The organism is Hydrogenovibrio sp. (assembly GCF_965140365.1).
In the GTDB taxonomy this organism is placed as follows: Bacteria; Pseudomonadota; Gammaproteobacteria; order Thiomicrospirales; family Thiomicrospiraceae; genus Hydrogenovibrio.
Genome location: NZ_OZ223196.1, coordinates 1,794,228 through 1,810,258, shown reverse-complemented (window position 1 = coordinate 1,810,258; position 16,031 = coordinate 1,794,228). Strand labels below are relative to the sequence as shown.

The window sequence follows — 16,031 nt, the reverse complement described above, 5'->3', positions numbered from 1 at the left end:
TGTTTTAAGTATTTTTACGTTATTATTTTTATTGCGCTTTAATGCGTAATTTTTAATGTGTAAGATTAAAAGGATGATAACGATGATTAGATTAGTTGCACTTGTTTTCAGTTTGTTTTTTGCTTCCTACGTTATGGCGGCACCGGTGAATGTCAACAGCGCTTCGGCGAGTGAAATTGCCGATGCTTTGAGTGGTGTGGGTGAAGTAAAGGCGCAGGCGATTGTTGAATACCGTAAAGCGCATGGCGGATTTAAGTCCGTGGATGAACTGGCGAATGTCAAAGGCATTGGCGCCAAAACGCTTGAGAAGAATAAGAGCGATATTTTGTTGTCGGATAAGAAATAATCGAGACAGCAGATGAATCTAATAATCAGGAGGCTTGGCCTCCTTTTTTGTTTGTGCAGTGGTTTGCTGGTTTTTCCGACGGCCAACTCAGAAGACAGTCCTGACCTTTTTTTACCTAAGGTGTATGATCCGGGTAAAGTCGACGTTCGAGGTTGGCTGATGAGTGAAAAGCTGGATGGCGTTCGGGCTTACTGGGATGGTCAGCAGTTGTTATCGCGCGGCGGTCAGGTGATTCATGCTCCAGGGTGGTTTTTGAAAGGCTTTCCGAAGTTTGAATTGGACGGTGAACTTTGGACCAAGCGCCAGGACTTTGAAAACATCGTTTCCATTGTGCGCAAGCAAGAACCGGATAATCGATGGAAGCAAATCACGTATCAAGTGTTTGATGTGCCGAATCAGCCGGGCGGTTTGCTGGAACGGCTTGCGGTATTGAAAGCCTATCTGAAAAAGCAGCCTTTACCGCAGGTGAGGCTGATCCCTCAAATACCGGTTGAAACCACGGCTCAAGTGGAGGAAATGCTTGAGCGATTGGTTAAGAAGGGAGCCGAAGGGTTGGTTTTGCGCCAGGCTTCACAAGCTTATGTGACTGGCCGAACGCAAACGGCATTGAAGGTGAAAACCTATTGGGATGACGAGTGCCAAGTGGTTGGCTATACGCCGGGCAAGGGTCGTTTTAAAGGCTTGGTGGGGTCTTTGGTGTGTGATTGGCAAGGGCAGCAAATTAAACTGGGGTCTGGCCTAAGTGTTCCGGAGCGTGAAAATCCGCCAACGCTCAATACGTGGGTGACGTTTAAGTATTATGGTTTGACTCAGTCCGGTAAGCCCCGTTTCCCGGTCTTTTTACGGGTTCGCACCGACCGGGATTTGCAGTGAAGGAGGGGCTTTTTCTTGTTTGATTAAAGAGAGAAATGCGATTTCGGTTCGGCATTGACCAAGTAAGGCAAGACGGTTTCAAACAATACTTCCGTTTCCCATTCTGTTTCGCTGATGCGGGTTAAGACTTCGGCCGTCATAGTGGGTTTTTCACCTTGGACGGCGACGAGGCGACCGCCCAGGTTCAGTTGCTGTTTGTAACTGTCCGGCAATTCGGCTACGGCGCCGGTCAGGAAAATGACGTCGTAGGATTGGCCATCGTCCCAACCTTGGCTGGCGTCGCCTTGTTTGAAAGTAATGTTGTCGAATTCGGTCAAGCGTTGCTGAGCCGTTTTTTGTAAGCTTGGGAAGAGCTCTACGGTGGTGACGCTTTTCGCGGCTTTAGCCAACAGGGCGGTGGTGTAACCGGAACCCGTGCCAATCTCCAGGACGGTTTCGTCTTCGGCTGGATCCAGTGCTTGCAGCAAACGGGCTTCGACACGTGGCGGCAACATGGTTTGATCTTCGCCAATCGGCAATTCGATGTCGCTGTAGGCCAATGCTTGCTGTGATTCGGCCACAAACTCGTGGCGCGGTGTTGACATGAACAAGTCCAGTATTTTCGGGTCGAGTACATCCCAAGGGCGGATTTGTTGTTCGACCATGTTAAAGCGCGCTTGTTCGAAGTTCATGGCGTTGTTCCTTTTGTTCTGGTTCCGTTGAGTACGAGGTTGTTATTGATTGTCTTTACCCGCTTTTTCGTTTTGGGGTAATTCGGCCGTCTCAAAATGGGCGCTTAATTATAGCGGAATTTTTTGGAAAAAACAGCGAATCCAGTAAGCCAGTGCTCACCACGTCATTTTTGAAATGACGGAAATGCCCAGGCCTGGCCGTATTTGTGAAAAGATTGTGAAATAACCTTGTTTTGAGCTAGGTTTTTTTGACAGCGTGCGAGTAGGTTGTTAAGGTTGAGTTGCAGCGGATGTAATCTGTTTTGGAACAGGAGGTGTATCATGTTTGCGAAATCGTTTCTTACGGCCGTCTTGGTCTTCTCTCTTAGCTCGACGTTGGCTTATTCGGCTGAACAGAAAGTTAATATCACCAAAGACTTGGCATCCATTACGGTGATGGATAACGGTAAAAAATATGTGATCAAACGTAATCAGGACGTGAATAACAAGATTGTTGATGATTACGCTCTAACCTCTCGGCCTTGTCCGCCGTTTTGTGTGCAACCGATGCAGTTGTTGCCCGGTGTACATACGATTGGCGAAATTGAAATGTTGAAGTTCCTCAAAGCCCGTTCTGATGGCGATAAGAACATTTTGATTATTGATTCGCGTACCCCGGATTGGGTGCGAAAAGGCTCGATTCCAAGTGCCATCAATATTCCGTGGACGCAATTGTATCCAGAGTCTTCCTCCTATCAGCCTTTTGTTGTGGAAGATTTGCTGACCAGCCGTTTTGGTGCCAAAGTGGATGACGGTATTTGGGATTTTTCCAATGCGAAAACCTTGGTGATGTTCTGTAACGGTCCTTGGTGCGGCCAGTCGCCGACCAATATCAAGGCGTTGGTGAATATGGGCTATCCGGCCGATAAAATCTATTGGTATCGGGGTGGTATGCAGGCTTGGAATGCGTTGGGCCTCACCACGACGACCTCGCCTTAATATTTGAGAGCTTAACACGAGATGGATTCACGGCTAAAAATGGCTAAAATCTTCCTGAATGTCGTTGAAAAACTTGTTAATAGCCCGCTATTAGCTTCGTTTTCCGCCTAATTCAGAAAAATTTTATCTCATTTTTTCCTCGCGTCCCACTCATGCAAAGCTCTCTATTTGAATAACCTCAACGCTTCTAAGGCCTTGATTTATCGAGGTGAACGCATTGTTTGCCTCGAACACACATTAGTGGTTATTTTTCATTTTAATCTGCTAAAACGTAATCCTTCGTGTTATAATCGTCCGCTTTGTCGCGGATTGACTTTTCTTCGGGAAATCAGCCCTCAGTCTTTGTCGTCAGCGCCTTTAGAACGTTGTATCGAATTTTTGTACCGAATAGTTGAATAAATTTTTAAAGAGATTGAATCATGCCTATCATTACCTTGCCGGATGGCTCGAAAAGAGCGTTTGAAGATGCCGTTACTGTCATGCAAGTTGCGTCCGATATCGGGACGGGGTTGGCCAAGGCGACGGTGGCCGGTCGTGTGAATGGTCAGCTGAAAGATGCGTGTGATTTGATTACGGAAGATGCCGATCTGCAGATAATCACTCTGAAAGATGAGGATGGTTTGCACATTATGCGCCATTCCTGTGCCCACTTATTGGGGCATGCCTTGAAGCAGCTTTATCCGTCGGCCAAGATGGCGATCGGCCCGATTGTCGAAAACGGTTTTTATTACGACATCGATCTGGAAGAAAAGATTACGCCGGAAGATTTATCAAAAATTGAAAAGCGTATGGCGGAGTTGGCTAAAACCAAATACGAAGTTATTAAGAAAATGACGCCGCGTGATGAGGCGCTGGCGATTTTTAGAGAGCGCGGCGAAGATTATAAAGTCGAGCTGATTGAAGATATGCCGGAAGAGACCGAGTTCGGTTTTTATTATCATCAGGAATACATCGACATGTGCCGAGGCCCGCACGTGCCAAATATGGGCTTTATCAAAGCGTTTAAGCTGACACACGTTGCTGGTGCCTACTGGCGTGGCGATTCGGACAATAAAATGTTGCAACGTATTTACGGTGTGGCGTTTGCCGATAAAAAAGAATTGAAAGATTACCTGGCGATGATGGAAGAAGCGGAAAAGCGCGATCATCGTAAGTTGGGGAAACAGTTGGATTTATTCCATGTGGATGAGTTGGCACCGGGCATGGCGTTCTGGCACCCGAAAGGTTCGACCCTGTACCGCATCGTGGAAGATTATATGCGTGAACAGCTTCGTGAAAACGATTACCATGAAATCCGCACGCCATTAATTATGGACCGCTCCTTGTGGGAAAAATCCGGCCACTGGGACAAATTTAAGGACAATATGTTCACCACGGAAACCGAAAACCGTGATTATGCCGTTAAGCCGATGAACTGTCCGGGACACATTCAGGTGTACAACCATAATTTGAGCAGTTACCGTGACTTGCCGATTCGTTTGGCCGAGTTCGGTTTGGTGCATCGTAATGAGCCGTCTGGTACCTTGCACGGTTTGATGCGTGTGCGCTCTTTTACCCAGGATGATGCACATATTTTCTGTATGCCGGAGCAAATCAAACAAGAAGTGCAGGCCTGTATTGATTTGGTCTTTACGACTTATGCGGATTTTGGGTTTGATAATATTCAAGTGAAGTTTTCGACGCGTCCTGAGCAGCGCGTGGGGTCCGATGAGGTTTGGGATGCGGCCGAAGAGGCGCTGGAACAGACCCTTAAAGACGCTGGTTTGGAATATGCTTTGCAGCCGGGTGAAGGTGCTTTTTATGGTCCTAAGATCGAATTTCAGTTAAAAGATTGTATCGGTCGAGTCTGGCAGTGCGGCACCATTCAGCTGGATTTCTCGATGACGCAGGCTGAACGTTTGAATGCCGTTTACATTGGACCAGATAACGAAAAACATCACCCGGTCATGATTCACCGTGCGATTCTCGGGTCGCTGGAACGTTTTGTCGGTATTTTGGTTGAACACTATGAAGGTAAGTTCCCAACCTGGCTGGCGCCGGTGCAAATGGTGATGGCCTCCATTGCCGAAGTCCACAATGATTATGTGGCCGATTTTGCTAAAAAATTGAAAAAACATGGGTTTAGAGTCGAAACAGACTTGAGAAATGAGAAGGTTGGGTTTAAAATTCGCGAACACACTTTGCAACGTGTGCCGTATATCCTCGTTGTTGGGGATCAAGAAATGGAAAACGGTACCGTAAACGTGCGTGCCCGTGGCGGTGAAAACCTGGGAAGTTTCTCGTTTGAAGAACTGCTCAACCTGCTTGTAGATGATATTTCACACCTGGGTCGTGTTGTTGAATCTTAGTTTTACAGAATATAGTTTATTGAGGAGATATTGCTATCGCAGTTAGAAGAGGTCGTGGTAGGCCGCAGCAACCAGAGGCGCCTAAAGACAACATTAACGACAGAATTACGGCAAAAGAAGTCCGCTTAATTGATGCGGAAGGCGAACAACGAGGCGTTGTTTCTATTGAAGAAGCTCTAGAAATCGCCCGTGACGCTGAATTGGATTTGGTGGAAATTTCCGCAAAATCCAGCCCACCTGTTTGCCGCATCATGGACTATGGTAAATACGTTTATCAGCAACAAAAGAAAAAGCACGAAGCTAAGAAAAAACAAAAGCAGGTTCAGGTCAAGGAAGTGAAATTCCGCCCTGGAACGGAAGAAGGGGACTATCAGGTGAAAATGCGAAACCTGACGAAGTTCCTGGAAAAAGGCGACCGCGTCAAGGTCACCATCTGGTTCCGTGGTCGAGAGATTACCCACAAAGAGCTGGGCATGCGAATGTTGGAACGTGTGCGCGATGATATTCAGGATATCGCCACCGTTGAGCAGATGCCGAAAATGGAAGGTCGTCAATTACAAATGATGGTCGCGCCCATTAAAAAATAACGTCGGCAAAGAGTTTATGGAAAACTTCGGCTCTCTGAGTTGAAGGCTTTTCGATAGAAGCTTGCTCCCACAAGTGTAAAAAGGGAACCTTAAAACAATAACTGGGGCGGCGTGTAAAACGTGGTTACCGGTGCAGCTCTTCAGTGCTGTTTATTGTTATGCGCTCGGTACCAAAGGTACCGAACATTCTAAAAACTGATGGTATTCCGGCTCGCTGGAATATCGGCAATTGGAGTTTTAGCCATGCCTAAGATGAAAACAAATAAAAGTGCTCAAAAGCGCTTTAAAAAAACCGGCTCCGGCCGTTTTAAGTGCAAACAATCGCATCTTCGTCACATCTTGACCAAGAAGTCGACTAAGCGTAAACGTCATTTACGTGCTGCAAGCATGATTCATGATAACGATGTGGCAATGGTTCGCCGCATGCTACCGTACGCATAAGGAGGTTGACCCATGGCAAGAGTTAAAAGAGGCGTGATTGCACGCAAGAGACACAATAAAGTATTAAAGCAAGCAAAAGGTTATTACGGAGCTCGTAAAAAGATTTTCCGTGTGGCCAAGCAGGCAGTAATCAAAGCGGGTCAATATGCTTACCGTGACCGTCGTCAGAAGAAACGCCAATTCCGTCGTTTGTGGATTGCACGTATCAATGCCGCGGCACGTATCAATGGTATGACTTACAGCCGTTTCATTTCCGGTTTGAACAAAGCGGGAATCGAAGTGGATCGTAAAGTGCTATCCGATATCGCTATCCATGACGCAGAAGCGTTTTCCGCCATTGTTGAAAAAGCAAAAGCGGCCTTGGCATAACGATAGAGGTTCCTACGGAACCCATTTAAAGGGGCTTTTAATAAGCTCCTTTTTTATTTTTAAGCTCAGTTGTCTTTCGATATAACTCGATATAACGTACCGGTGAATGAGTTTAAAAATAAACCCCCTCACCTTGTTTTGATAGCTGAAATAAGCGTGATGCATTAACCGCCGGGAAGACGGCGCGAACAACAGACATTCCTCATTTTTTATTTTTAAAGGTCGTTTAGATCATGCAAGAAAAACTGCAGCAGATAGTGTCGCAAGCTAAGGAAACGATTCATTCCGTTTCCGAATTGATGCACTTGGACGAAATTCGCGTCCAATACCTTGGGAAAAAAGGTGAACTGACCGCCATGATGAAAACGCTGGGGCAGCTTTCCGCTGAGGAAAGACCCAAAGCGGGGCAGGTGATTAACGAAGCCAAGCAAGCCGTACAAGGCTTTTTGAACGAAAAAAAAGCGGAGCTGGAAAAGGCGATTCTGGATGCCCAGCTAGCCAGCGAAACCATCGATGTCTCCCTGCCGGGCCGTGGTTTGGATATGGGCGGGCTGCACCCGGTTACACGTACCTTGCGCCGCATTGAAACGATTTTTTCCAAGGCCGGATTCGATGTTGAAACCGGGCCGGAAATCGAAGACGATTGGCACAACTTCGAAGCTTTGAATATTCCTGAAACGCATCCGGCGCGTGCGATGCACGATACCTTTTATTTCGATGAGAAAACCGTTCTGAGAACGCACACCTCGGGCGTGCAGATTCGAACCATGGAAAACAAAGATGCACCGATGCGTATTATTGCGCCAGGGCGAGTGTATCGTTGCGATTCCGATCAGACGCACACGCCGATGTTCCATCAAGTGGAAGGGTTGGTCATTGAAGAAAATGCTAGTTTTGCGCAGTTGCGCACGCTGATTATCGAATTTCTACGCCAGTTCTTTGAAGACGAAAATCTTAAAGTGCGCTTCCGTCCGTCTTATTTCCCGTTTACGGAGCCGTCCGCAGAAGTGGACATTGCCACGAATTTATTCGGTGACGGCCGTTGGATCGAAGTCTTGGGATGCGGCATGGTACACCCGAATGTATTGAAAAACGTCGATGTGGATGCCGAGCAGTATTCCGGGTTTGCGTTCGGATTAGGTGTGGAGCGCTTAGCGATGTTACGTTATGGCGTGACGGATTTGCGCCAGTTCTTTGAGAATGACCTTCGTTTTTTGAAACAGTTTAAATAATCACCAGGCCTGATGAGAAGATAAGCATTATGAAAGTAAGTGAAAGTTGGTTAAGAGAGTGGACGAACCCGGAATGGGATTCTCAAACCTTAGCGGAAGAATTGAGTTTGGCCGGCCTGGAAGTGGATGGCGTGGAGCCGGTGGCTCCCGATTTTTCAAATGTTGTTGTGGGTCATGTGGTGTTGGTGGAAAAGCACCCGGACGCCGATAAGTTGAATGTCACCCAGGTGGATGTCGGCGAAGAAGAAAACCTGCAAATCGTCTGCGGCGCACCCAATGTGGTGGCCGGTATGAAAGCCTGTTGTGCGAAAGTCGGTGCCGTGTTACCGGGCGATTTCAAAATCAAAAAGGCCAAGTTGCGCGGTGTGCCATCACACGGCATGCTATGCGGGGCCACCGAAATTGGCTTGCCGGATGATGGTGTGGATGGCCTGTATGTGCTGCCGGAAGCGGCGCCGGTTGGCCAAGATATTCGTGAGTATTTGAATTTGGACGATCACGTCATTGATGTGGACCTAACGCCGAATCGAGCGGATTGCTTGAGTGTGGAAGGTGTGGCTCGTGATATTGCGGCCATCAGTAATACGCCTTTCAAAGCTCCGTTTGAAAGCCAGGAAGTGGCGAAACACGGCGCTTGTTCACAAGGTGTTGTGGTCGAACAAGCTCAAGCCTGCCCGAAATATCTTGGGTGCGTGGTGGACGGCTTGAATCCGCAGGCCGAAACACCGCTTTGGATGAAGCAGCGCCTGGAACGCGGTGGCGTTTCACCGAAAACCTTTTTGGTGGATGTGACCAATTATGTGTTGTTGGAATTGGGACAGCCGATGCATGCGTTTGATGCGGATAAACTGCAAGGGGATATTCAAGTCCGTTATGCACAATCGGGTGAAACGTTGGTGACGCTGGATGAAAAAGAGCTGACGCTGCAAGACGACACCTTGGTGATTGCCGATGATTCCGGCGCCATTGCGTTGGCGGGTATTATGGGCGGTCACTCAACGGCCGTATCGGACACGACACAGCGGATTTTTCTGGAATGCGCGCATTTTGCACCGTTGACCATTATCGGAAAAGCACGTCAATACGGTTTGCATACCGATTCGTCCCACCGTTTCGAGCGAGGCGTGGATGCCTATTTGCCGGAACGTGCTTTGGAAAGAGCCTTGCAGTTGATTACCGATATTGCCGGGGGGCAGGTTTCGGAAGTGTCTTCGACGGTTTCCGCCGAAAATTTGCCAAGCCCTGCGCCGATTGTACTGCGGCCGGAGCGTGTGGCGAAACTGTTGGGTGTTGATTTACTCAACGCTGAAATCGAAGCGATTTTCGAGCGCTTAAACTTTGATGTGAAGGCGATTGACGGCGGTTGGGAGATGACGGCACCAACGTATCGTTTTGACATGGAAATCGAAGCCGATTTGATAGAAGAAGTCGGCCGTGTATACGGTTACAACAATTTACCGGATACCGAGGTGGAGGCGCCCATGCGCTTGCCGGCGCTTCCTGAAGCGGAACAGGAATTATATGTTATTCGTAAGGCGCTGGTGAACCGAGGTTATTTTGAAGTGGTGACCTATTCGTTTGTGGATGAAGTATTGCAGGCCAAGTTGGTACCGGACAGCCCGGCCATTTGTTTGCAAAACCCGATTTCAGACGATATGAAAGCCATGCGCACGACGCTATTTCCAGGGCTGTTGCAGACGATTTCTTACAATCAGAAGCGCCAGCAAAACCGCATTCGCATTTTTGAGTCCGGCTTGGTGTTTAACCGTCAGGATGGTGAAACCTTGCAAACCCCGATGATTGGCGGAGCGATTGTCGGTGATGTGAATCCACAAAACTGGGCGGGTGATAACCGTGCGGCCGATTTCTTTGACTTGAAAGGCGATGTGGAAACCTTGTTGGAAATGAGCCACGTTCTCGATAAGGTACGTTTTGAGGCCCGAGAATACCCGATGCTGCACCCTGGCCAATCGGCCGCAATTGTCAAAGACGGTCGTACCGTTGGTGTTATGGGGCAGTTGCATCCAAGTTTGTTGAAGCCAACCGGCGTATCCGGCAAGGTGTATGTGTTCGAATTGCGTTTGGATGCGATTTCCAAAGCGCAGGTGCCACAAGCCAAGCCGGTTTCCAAGTTCCCGGAAGTGCAACGTGATCTGGCGTTTGTCGTGACGGAAGACTTGCCGATGCGTGCGTTGTTGGACGCCATCCATTTGGTCAAATCCGATCTCTTAACGGGGATTGAAGTCTTTGATATTTACCGCGGACAAGGGGTGGATGATGGTTATAAAAGTGTTGCATTGACACTGAAGATTCAGCACCAAGAACGCACCCTTCAAGATGAAGAAGTCGATGCGCTGGTTTCTCAAGTAATTGAAATGGCAAAAGAAAACGTCCAGGCCGAATTACGGCAATAATGGACGATGAATCGAATAAAAGTTGAATTAACGGCCTTGAAAAGGTTTAATTGACGTATTGTATTGAGAGGAAAAGACATGGCATTGACCAAAGCAGATCTTGCGGAAACCTTATCCGAGAAATTCGGGTTCAATAAGCGTGAATCGAAAGATTTAGTCGAGCAGTTTTACGATGAAATGTCGGATATCCTGGTGAAGGGTGAACAGATCAAGCTTTCCGGGTTTGGTAACTTTGAATTAAAAGACAAAAGCGCCAGGCCTGGTCGAAATCCACGGACCGGTGAAGATGTACCGATTTCCGCACGCCGTGTGGTGACATTCAAACCCGGTCAAAAATTACGAGCTCAGATAGATAACCATGGTAAAGCCTAAGTCGACGGAAAATCCGAAGCAGCTGGAGATCGATTTACCCGATAAGAAATATTTCACGATCGGGGAAGTGAGCGAGTTCTGCCAGTTGAAATCGCATGTTTTGCGGTATTGGGAGCAGGTGTTTCCACAGTTGCAGCCCAGTAAACGCCGTGGTCGTCGTTACTATCAAAAGCGCGATGTCGAAGTCGTGATCGAAATTAAATCCCTGTTGCATGAACAGGGGTTCACTATCCCGGGCGCAAAAGCCCGATTAAGTAAATCCGATGTATTGGATGTCGACCTCAAGGGAGAGGCTGAAAATGCGATGGGGTTGCTTCAGCAAATGCGTTCGGAATTAAAAGAATTTCAGCGCTATCTCAGTCAACGCTATTAAGCGTGTCTTTAGATACTTTTCGGGTATCGGTCCAAAATCAAATTCCGAATAATCTGATCCAGTGCTTCGTCGAAGCGGTAATCTGGATTCGTTAAGGTAAACACATTGTGGGACGATACCACCATGTGAGTTTCGTACTGAGATTTTTTGCAGTTGACCATGTGGTGCCCTAAGTGATTGAGGTAATGCTCACTGGGGTGAATGGTTTTAAAGGTCGGGTGTCCGTTTGGTCCAAGTGCAATGAGAACGTGATCATCCGGTTGGATAGGGCGAGTGGGTAGGTGCATTTATGGCCTCTTAAGTATTATGGGCGTTATTTAAGTATGTTACTGCGTTGAGTCGCTGACGTAATAGTCGTCTTCCATTGCCTCATCATCGGGAGCGGTTTCAGGGTGTTTGAGTCGCCATATACGAATGAATTTATCACTGTCCAAGCGTTGTTGCAAGAGTGTGATGGCGGCAATGTATTGTTCGATGTAGATGTAATTCTGTTTTTTAAGACTCTGCCAGAGGTGGCGGTATTTTTTGGGTAGAAAATCTTTAAAATGAGGCACAAGCCCTTCTTCGGTTTCAGCTTCCTTGATGCGTCGCATCACTTCTAGGCGGGCTTGATGCCGGAATTTCTGTTCGTATTGATCAATCATTTTCCCAATCACGAATAAAATCCCCGCAGAGACGATAAAACTCAGAATAAAGTAACCGGTCATAAAGGTGCCGAGTAAGGTAAAAACAACCAGTAAAATCGCCGTAATGGGCATGGTCAGCACAAATAGCCAGGCATTGTTGCCTTTCAGTTCATCGGTGATGGTTTGAAGGTCAAAGTCGTCCAGGTTAACGGCGTGCAAGCGGTCCAGCATTTCTTCCGCGGTTGGCGTTCGAGGCTCGAGCGTCATGTCTTCTTGTGACGCGTCGGGTAGGTTGTTTTCACTCGTTTCCATAGGGTTTTATGACTCTGGTTTTGATCCGTTTTTAGGGTGGGGGGCGGTTTTCTTTTTCGGCTTGCATTGCATATCGCATTTTATTGTATGTCGAGTGTGAGTCTCAAGGCAATAGGCCGTTAAATCGCCGCCCCATAAACAGCCGGTATCGGTGGCGTGTATGTTATAGGCATCCACTGCGCCCAGCGTTGACCAGTGCCCGAAAAACAGTTCGTAGTCCTTGTTTCGACGGTTACTGTGCGCAAACCAGGGTTGGTAATTTTTTTTCAAGTCGTCGGCTTGTGTGGGCGACATTTTCTGCTTGAACTCAAGTTTTCCTTTATTGTTGCAGTAACGCATGCGGGCAAAGGCATTGACGATGTACCGAATACGTTCCCAACCGGTGAGGGTGTCTTGCCATTCTCTCGGTTCCGAACCGAACAGATGTTCTCGGATAAAAGTTTGCCAGTGCTCGGATTGCAAATGCTGCTCAACTTCTTGGCTATGTCTTAAAGCCTCTGCGACGGTCCACTGAGGTGGAATACCGGCGTGCACCATAGCGGCAGGCAAGTAATCGTGTTTAATGACCAATGGCTGACGACGCAGCCAGTCAATCAGTTTCGGAGCGTTATCGGCTTGAAGGATATCCGTTAAGGTATCGGATTTGGAGACGTATTTTTCCAGGCCGGAGTAGGCGGCCAGTAAATGAAAGTCGTGGTTGCCCAACACCATCTTACCCCGACCAGTTTCTTCAATTTCTTTAACAAACGTCAGGCATTCTAGGGATTTGGGGCCGCGATTCACGATGTCGCCGGCAAACCAGAGTACATCGTTTTGCTCGTCGTACTGGATGGCTTCCAATAAGGTCATGAGTTCGTCGAAGCAGCCTTGTAGGTCGCCAATCACATAGGTGGCCATCAGGTGGCTCCTTTGGCGGTGTAACGATCCGATAAGGCGACAAAATCGGCGACGGAAAGGGTTTCCGCTCGATCGGAGGGGCGTATGCCACAAGCTTCGATATCGTCGTCGGTTAACCAGCCTTTGAGGTTGTTACGCAACGTTTTACGCTTCTGGGAAAAAGACTGGCGCACGAGGTTCGCTAGGTCCGAGTCGGATTGAGCCGAGTAGGGTTTGATTTGGTAAGGGGTTAAACGAATGATGGCGGAGTCCACTTTGGGTGGCGGCGTGAAGTTTTCCGGACCGACGGTGAAAAGGTATTCGGTGGCGCAGGCGTATTGCAGCATGACGCTCAGGCGACCATAGGTTTTACTGCCCGGTTTGGCCGTAATACGTTCCACGACTTCTTTTTGCAGCATGAAATGCATATCGATAATGGCTTGGCCGTACTCCATCAGGTGAAACAGCAGTGGACTGGAGATGTTATAAGGCAGGTTTCCAACCACTCGAAGCCGGTCGTTTTCGTCTTTCAACAATTGATGGTAGTCAAAGCTCAATGCATCGGTGTGGTGTAGATTGAAAGCCGGGTAGTGGCCGAGCGTTTGCGTCAACGGGGCAATCAGGTCGTTGTCGATTTCGATGATGTCAAGCGTTTCCACAGCCTCCAGAAGCGGGCGGGTCAGGGCGGCTTCGCCGGGGCCGATTTCCACCAAATGCTGATCCGGTTTCGGTTGGATCGCCATGACAATTTGTTGAATGACACGGTCATTATTGAGAAAGTTTTGCCCAAACCGTTTTTTGTGCTGATGTGATTTCTGTCGTTGCGCCATCAAGCGGCCCCTTCTTCAGGAATCATTTCGATGGCCACTTCCATGGCGTAGCGGAAGCTGTCGATGCTCGCTTTTCCTTGTCCAGCCAAGTTCAGGGCGGTGCCGTGATCGACTGAGGTGCGCACGAAAGGCAGCCCTAGGGTGACGTTCACAGCTTGTCCAAAGCCAACGTATTTCAGAACCGGCAGTCCCTGATCGTGATACATGGCCAGAAAAGCATCCGCTTGTTTGAGGTTGTCGGGGCTGAAAATGGTGTCGGCGGGCAATGGGCCGATTAAATCCATGCCTTTTGCGCGCAAACGATCCAGTGTTGGAATGATGATATCGAGTTCTTCACGTCCCAGATGACCATCTTCGCCGGCGTGAGGGTTTAACCCCATCGCATAGATTTTCGGATCGGAAATTTTGAATTGTATTTGAAGGGATTGGTACAGGATGCCGATGACGTCTTCCAATAATTTCGGGGTAATGGCCTTCGGAACCTCTGAAAGGGGCAGGTGAGTGGTCGCTAGAGGGACTCGCAAGCCGGGGGTTGCCAGCATCATGACCACACGCTCGGTTCCCGAGGCGTCGGCTAAGAGTTCGGTATGGCCGGTGAACTTCAAACCGGCTTCATTGATAATGCCCTTATGAATGGGGCCGGTCACCATGGCATCAAAGGTACCGTTCATGCATCCGTCAATGGCGGCATGAAGCATTTTGAGGACATAGCCGGCATTCTCAACGGCCAGTTGCCCCGGGGTGGATGCTACGGTTAGGTCAATTTGATGTAGTTTAATGACTCCGGCGGTGTTTGGTGTGGGCGCTTGTGAGGGGGTAAACCGTTCGATTTGAATCGGTAAGCCGATGCGTTTGGCTCTTTCTTTCAGTAGGTCGGCATCGGCCAAGACCACCCATTCAAACGGCCAATCTTGTTGTGCCAGCTGAACCACTTGTTCCGGGCCGATGCCGGCCGGTTCGCCGGAGGTGATGACGAGTCGGTGTTGTGTGGCGGCCATTTATTGTTCGGACCCCTCGTCGTGTTTGGGTTGTGGTTTCATGATCTCCGGATCGTGGTAACGGATATCGACGAGGGCTTCGTCTCGCAGGCGTCGGAGCCAGATTTCATAGCTTTCATTGGCTTTTTTCATGCGCAGGGTTTGCATGGCTTGTTGACGTTTGTCATCCAGCGTCACATCCTGCTCACGAATGCCGTCCAAATAGAGAATGACCCAGCCCTCATCGGTTGCGAAGGGGCGTGCCGTTTGTCCAGGTTCCAAGCCGTTGATGGCGCTAAAATATTCGGCCGGTAAGTCACGAGCCGTTTGCCAGCCAAGGTTGCCGTTGGCATTGACGGACGCCGGGATGTCGGAATACTGTTCGTTCAATTGCTTGAATTTTTCCAGGCTGTCGATGCTGTCAGCCAAACTGATCAAGGTATTACTGGGTTGTTTCAGATGTTTGGCATCGTCAGACAATAGGATGAAACGATATACGTGGTATTGCTTGACGAGCTTGCTGTTTTTATTGCGCTTGCCATCCAATTCAATAATATGAAAGCCGACTGGGCTGCGGATGATGTCGCTGAATTCGCCGGGTTGCAGCTGGTTGAATGCTTTGCTGAAAAACGTGGGGATTTGATCACTGGATAGCCAGCCTAGGTCGCCGCCTTGTAAGGCTTTGCTGCCGTCCGAGTAACGCACCGCCATTTGGCTGAAGTCTTCACCTTCGCGCAGTTTTTGCAAGACGTCTTCGGCTTTTTTGCGTGCGGCATCACGTTGGGCCGGGGTTGCGGATTCGGGTAAGCCAATCAAAATGTGTTTCAGGTGGTATTCGTCGCTGTTGTCGATCAGGTTTTGGCGTTGGATGAAGTTATTAATTTCATCTTCGGTCACTTGGGTTTTGGAAAGCACTTCGGCTTCGCGTAATTTTTGGAACAGCATCTGCTGGCGAATTCGTTCACGGAATTCCTGGAAGCCGTTCGGGCGTGCGTAGTTGAGACGGTCACGCAGTTCAAGCACCGAAAGATTGTTTTGTTCGGCAATTTGTTGAATTTGGCCGAGCAATTCCTCATCCGGCACCTTTAAACCCATGCGCTTGATTTGCTGTAACTGCAGCTTTTCCAAAACCATGCGATCCAGTACCTTCATGCTCAGTTCGTCCATATCGCTGACGGTGATGTTTCGCGTCTGCAATTCTTGGCGGGCTATGACCACTTCGCGATCCAGCTGGCTTTTGAGAATAATGTCGTCGTTGACCACCGCAACGACCCGGTCAAGCAACTGTGGTTGCGTTTCAGACCAGGCCTGGCCGGAATGGAAAATAGCGAGTAGGGCCAACCAAGTGAAAAAGCGGGTGAATGTTGTTGATTTCATGCAAAGTCTCTAAGCGTGATGGGGCATTT

Annotated in this window: 18 protein-coding genes; 11 read left to right on the top strand and 7 right to left on the bottom strand. The window is 48.6% G+C overall.

Annotated elements, in window-relative coordinates:
- Nucleotides 1–82: 82 nt before the first annotated feature.
- Together AC0KH7_RS08625 and AC0KH7_RS08620 are read left to right on the top strand one after the other, a co-directional pair.
- Nucleotides 83–346, top strand: a complete 264-nt coding sequence (locus tag AC0KH7_RS08625; RefSeq protein ID WP_472372561.1) for a ComEA family DNA-binding protein — start codon at nucleotides 83–85, stop codon at nucleotides 344–346.
- Between the two features lie 12 nt (nucleotides 347–358).
- A complete protein-coding gene (locus tag AC0KH7_RS08620; protein WP_472372559.1) occupies nucleotides 359–1,219 on the top strand; it encodes a DNA ligase in 861 nt (286 codons plus the stop codon).
- A 23-nt stretch (nucleotides 1,220–1,242) separates the two neighbouring features.
- Here AC0KH7_RS08620 and AC0KH7_RS08615 read toward each other — a convergent pair whose 3' ends face one another.
- Nucleotides 1,243–1,890 (bottom strand): protein-L-isoaspartate O-methyltransferase family protein, encoded by a 648-nt coding sequence (locus tag AC0KH7_RS08615; RefSeq protein ID WP_472372557.1) that lies wholly within the window; start codon nucleotides 1,888–1,890, stop codon nucleotides 1,243–1,245.
- Between the two features lie 321 nt (nucleotides 1,891–2,211).
- On the opposite strand from AC0KH7_RS08615, the gene AC0KH7_RS08610 reads away from it, so the two are divergent.
- The 9 genes from AC0KH7_RS08610 to AC0KH7_RS08570 all read left to right on the top strand — a co-directional run bounded on the left by AC0KH7_RS08610 (nucleotide 2,212) and on the right by AC0KH7_RS08570 (nucleotide 11,004).
- Entirely contained in the window at nucleotides 2,212–2,868 is a 657-nt protein-coding gene (locus AC0KH7_RS08610) for a rhodanese-like domain-containing protein (protein ID WP_472372555.1), read from the top strand.
- Between the two features lie 419 nt (nucleotides 2,869–3,287).
- Complete coding sequence (gene thrS, locus AC0KH7_RS08605) at nucleotides 3,288–5,216, top strand: threonine--tRNA ligase (RefSeq protein WP_472372553.1); 1,929 nt, start codon at nucleotides 3,288–3,290, stop codon at nucleotides 5,214–5,216.
- Between the two features lie 35 nt (nucleotides 5,217–5,251).
- On the top strand, nucleotides 5,252–5,803 hold the full coding sequence (infC, locus tag AC0KH7_RS08600; RefSeq protein WP_472366819.1) for a translation initiation factor IF-3: 552 nt from the start codon (nucleotides 5,252–5,254) through the stop codon (nucleotides 5,801–5,803).
- Between the two features lie 243 nt (nucleotides 5,804–6,046).
- Nucleotides 6,047–6,244, top strand: coding sequence for a 50S ribosomal protein L35 (gene rpmI, locus AC0KH7_RS08595; protein WP_011371086.1), 198 nt, complete (start codon nucleotides 6,047–6,049; stop codon nucleotides 6,242–6,244).
- A gap of 12 nt (nucleotides 6,245–6,256) precedes the next feature.
- Nucleotides 6,257–6,613: a 50S ribosomal protein L20 gene (gene rplT / locus AC0KH7_RS08590; protein ID WP_472372551.1), complete on the top strand. Its 357-nt coding sequence runs from the start codon at nucleotides 6,257–6,259 to the stop codon at nucleotides 6,611–6,613.
- A gap of 233 nt (nucleotides 6,614–6,846) precedes the next feature.
- Complete coding sequence (gene pheS / locus AC0KH7_RS08585) at nucleotides 6,847–7,845, top strand: phenylalanine--tRNA ligase subunit alpha (protein WP_472372549.1); 999 nt, start codon at nucleotides 6,847–6,849, stop codon at nucleotides 7,843–7,845.
- 29 nt (nucleotides 7,846–7,874) lie between these two features.
- On the top strand, nucleotides 7,875–10,259 hold the full coding sequence (gene pheT / locus AC0KH7_RS08580; protein ID WP_472372547.1) for a phenylalanine--tRNA ligase subunit beta: 2,385 nt from the start codon (nucleotides 7,875–7,877) through the stop codon (nucleotides 10,257–10,259).
- Between the two features lie 78 nt (nucleotides 10,260–10,337).
- Nucleotides 10,338–10,631 (top strand): integration host factor subunit alpha, encoded by a 294-nt coding sequence (locus AC0KH7_RS08575; RefSeq protein ID WP_472372545.1) that lies wholly within the window; start codon nucleotides 10,338–10,340, stop codon nucleotides 10,629–10,631.
- The gene (locus AC0KH7_RS08570) at nucleotides 10,618–11,004 is read left to right on the top strand and encodes a MerR family transcriptional regulator (protein ID WP_472372544.1); all 387 of its coding nucleotides are present in this window, start codon (nucleotides 10,618–10,620) and stop codon (nucleotides 11,002–11,004) included. The genes AC0KH7_RS08575 and AC0KH7_RS08570 overlap by 14 nt, the downstream gene beginning before the upstream one ends.
- An 8-nt stretch (nucleotides 11,005–11,012) precedes the next feature.
- Here AC0KH7_RS08570 and AC0KH7_RS08565 read toward each other — a convergent pair whose 3' ends face one another.
- Genes AC0KH7_RS08565 through AC0KH7_RS08540 form a run of 6 tightly spaced genes read right to left on the bottom strand, consistent with a single transcriptional unit; the run spans nucleotide 11,013 to nucleotide 16,002 of the window.
- Entirely contained in the window at nucleotides 11,013–11,291 is a 279-nt protein-coding gene (locus AC0KH7_RS08565; protein ID WP_472372542.1) for a hypothetical protein, read from the bottom strand.
- A 39-nt stretch (nucleotides 11,292–11,330) separates the two neighbouring features.
- On the bottom strand, nucleotides 11,331–11,942 hold the full coding sequence (locus AC0KH7_RS08560; RefSeq protein ID WP_472372541.1) for a hypothetical protein: 612 nt from the start codon (nucleotides 11,940–11,942) through the stop codon (nucleotides 11,331–11,333).
- Between the two features lie 6 nt (nucleotides 11,943–11,948).
- Nucleotides 11,949–12,839, bottom strand: a complete 891-nt coding sequence (locus AC0KH7_RS08555) for a symmetrical bis(5'-nucleosyl)-tetraphosphatase (RefSeq protein ID WP_472372539.1) — start codon at nucleotides 12,837–12,839, stop codon at nucleotides 11,949–11,951.
- A complete protein-coding gene (gene rsmA / locus AC0KH7_RS08550) occupies nucleotides 12,839–13,648 on the bottom strand; it encodes a 16S rRNA (adenine(1518)-N(6)/adenine(1519)-N(6))-dimethyltransferase RsmA (RefSeq protein ID WP_472372537.1) in 810 nt (269 codons plus the stop codon). Before rsmA ends, AC0KH7_RS08555 begins: the two co-directional genes overlap by 1 nt.
- A complete protein-coding gene (gene pdxA / locus AC0KH7_RS08545; protein ID WP_472372535.1) occupies nucleotides 13,648–14,646 on the bottom strand; it encodes a 4-hydroxythreonine-4-phosphate dehydrogenase PdxA in 999 nt (332 codons plus the stop codon). Before pdxA ends, rsmA begins: the two co-directional genes overlap by 1 nt.
- Nucleotides 14,647–16,002, bottom strand: a complete 1,356-nt coding sequence (locus AC0KH7_RS08540; protein ID WP_472372533.1) for a peptidylprolyl isomerase — start codon at nucleotides 16,000–16,002, stop codon at nucleotides 14,647–14,649. It lies immediately after the preceding gene.
- Between the last annotated feature and the right edge of the window lie 29 nt (nucleotides 16,003–16,031).

Bases quoted from the DNA above. Each gene is read 5' to 3' on its own strand.
- AC0KH7_RS08625 (WP_472372561.1), top strand. From the start codon at position 83: ATGATTAGATTAGTTGCACTTGTTTTCAGTTTGTTTTTTGCTTCCTAC.
- AC0KH7_RS08620 (WP_472372559.1), top strand. From the start codon at position 359: ATGAATCTAATAATCAGGAGGCTTGGCCTCCTTTTTTGTTTGTGCAGT.
- AC0KH7_RS08615 (WP_472372557.1), bottom strand. From the start codon at position 1,890: ATGAACTTCGAACAAGCGCGCTTTAACATGGTCGAACAACAAATCCGC.
- AC0KH7_RS08610 (WP_472372555.1), top strand. From the start codon at position 2,212: ATGTTTGCGAAATCGTTTCTTACGGCCGTCTTGGTCTTCTCTCTTAGC.
- thrS (WP_472372553.1), top strand. From the start codon at position 3,288: ATGCCTATCATTACCTTGCCGGATGGCTCGAAAAGAGCGTTTGAAGAT.
- rpmI (WP_011371086.1), top strand. From the start codon at position 6,047: ATGCCTAAGATGAAAACAAATAAAAGTGCTCAAAAGCGCTTTAAAAAA.
- rplT (WP_472372551.1), top strand. From the start codon at position 6,257: ATGGCAAGAGTTAAAAGAGGCGTGATTGCACGCAAGAGACACAATAAA.
- pheS (WP_472372549.1), top strand. From the start codon at position 6,847: ATGCAAGAAAAACTGCAGCAGATAGTGTCGCAAGCTAAGGAAACGATT.
- pheT (WP_472372547.1), top strand. From the start codon at position 7,875: ATGAAAGTAAGTGAAAGTTGGTTAAGAGAGTGGACGAACCCGGAATGG.
- AC0KH7_RS08575 (WP_472372545.1), top strand. From the start codon at position 10,338: ATGGCATTGACCAAAGCAGATCTTGCGGAAACCTTATCCGAGAAATTC.
- AC0KH7_RS08570 (WP_472372544.1), top strand. From the start codon at position 10,618: ATGGTAAAGCCTAAGTCGACGGAAAATCCGAAGCAGCTGGAGATCGAT.
- AC0KH7_RS08565 (WP_472372542.1), bottom strand. From the start codon at position 11,291: ATGCACCTACCCACTCGCCCTATCCAACCGGATGATCACGTTCTCATT.
- AC0KH7_RS08560 (WP_472372541.1), bottom strand. From the start codon at position 11,942: ATGGAAACGAGTGAAAACAACCTACCCGACGCGTCACAAGAAGACATG.
- AC0KH7_RS08555 (WP_472372539.1), bottom strand. From the start codon at position 12,839: ATGGCCACCTATGTGATTGGCGACCTACAAGGCTGCTTCGACGAACTC.
- rsmA (WP_472372537.1), bottom strand. From the start codon at position 13,648: ATGGCGCAACGACAGAAATCACATCAGCACAAAAAACGGTTTGGGCAA.
- pdxA (WP_472372535.1), bottom strand. From the start codon at position 14,646: ATGGCCGCCACACAACACCGACTCGTCATCACCTCCGGCGAACCGGCC.
- AC0KH7_RS08540 (WP_472372533.1), bottom strand. From the start codon at position 16,002: ATGAAATCAACAACATTCACCCGCTTTTTCACTTGGTTGGCCCTACTC.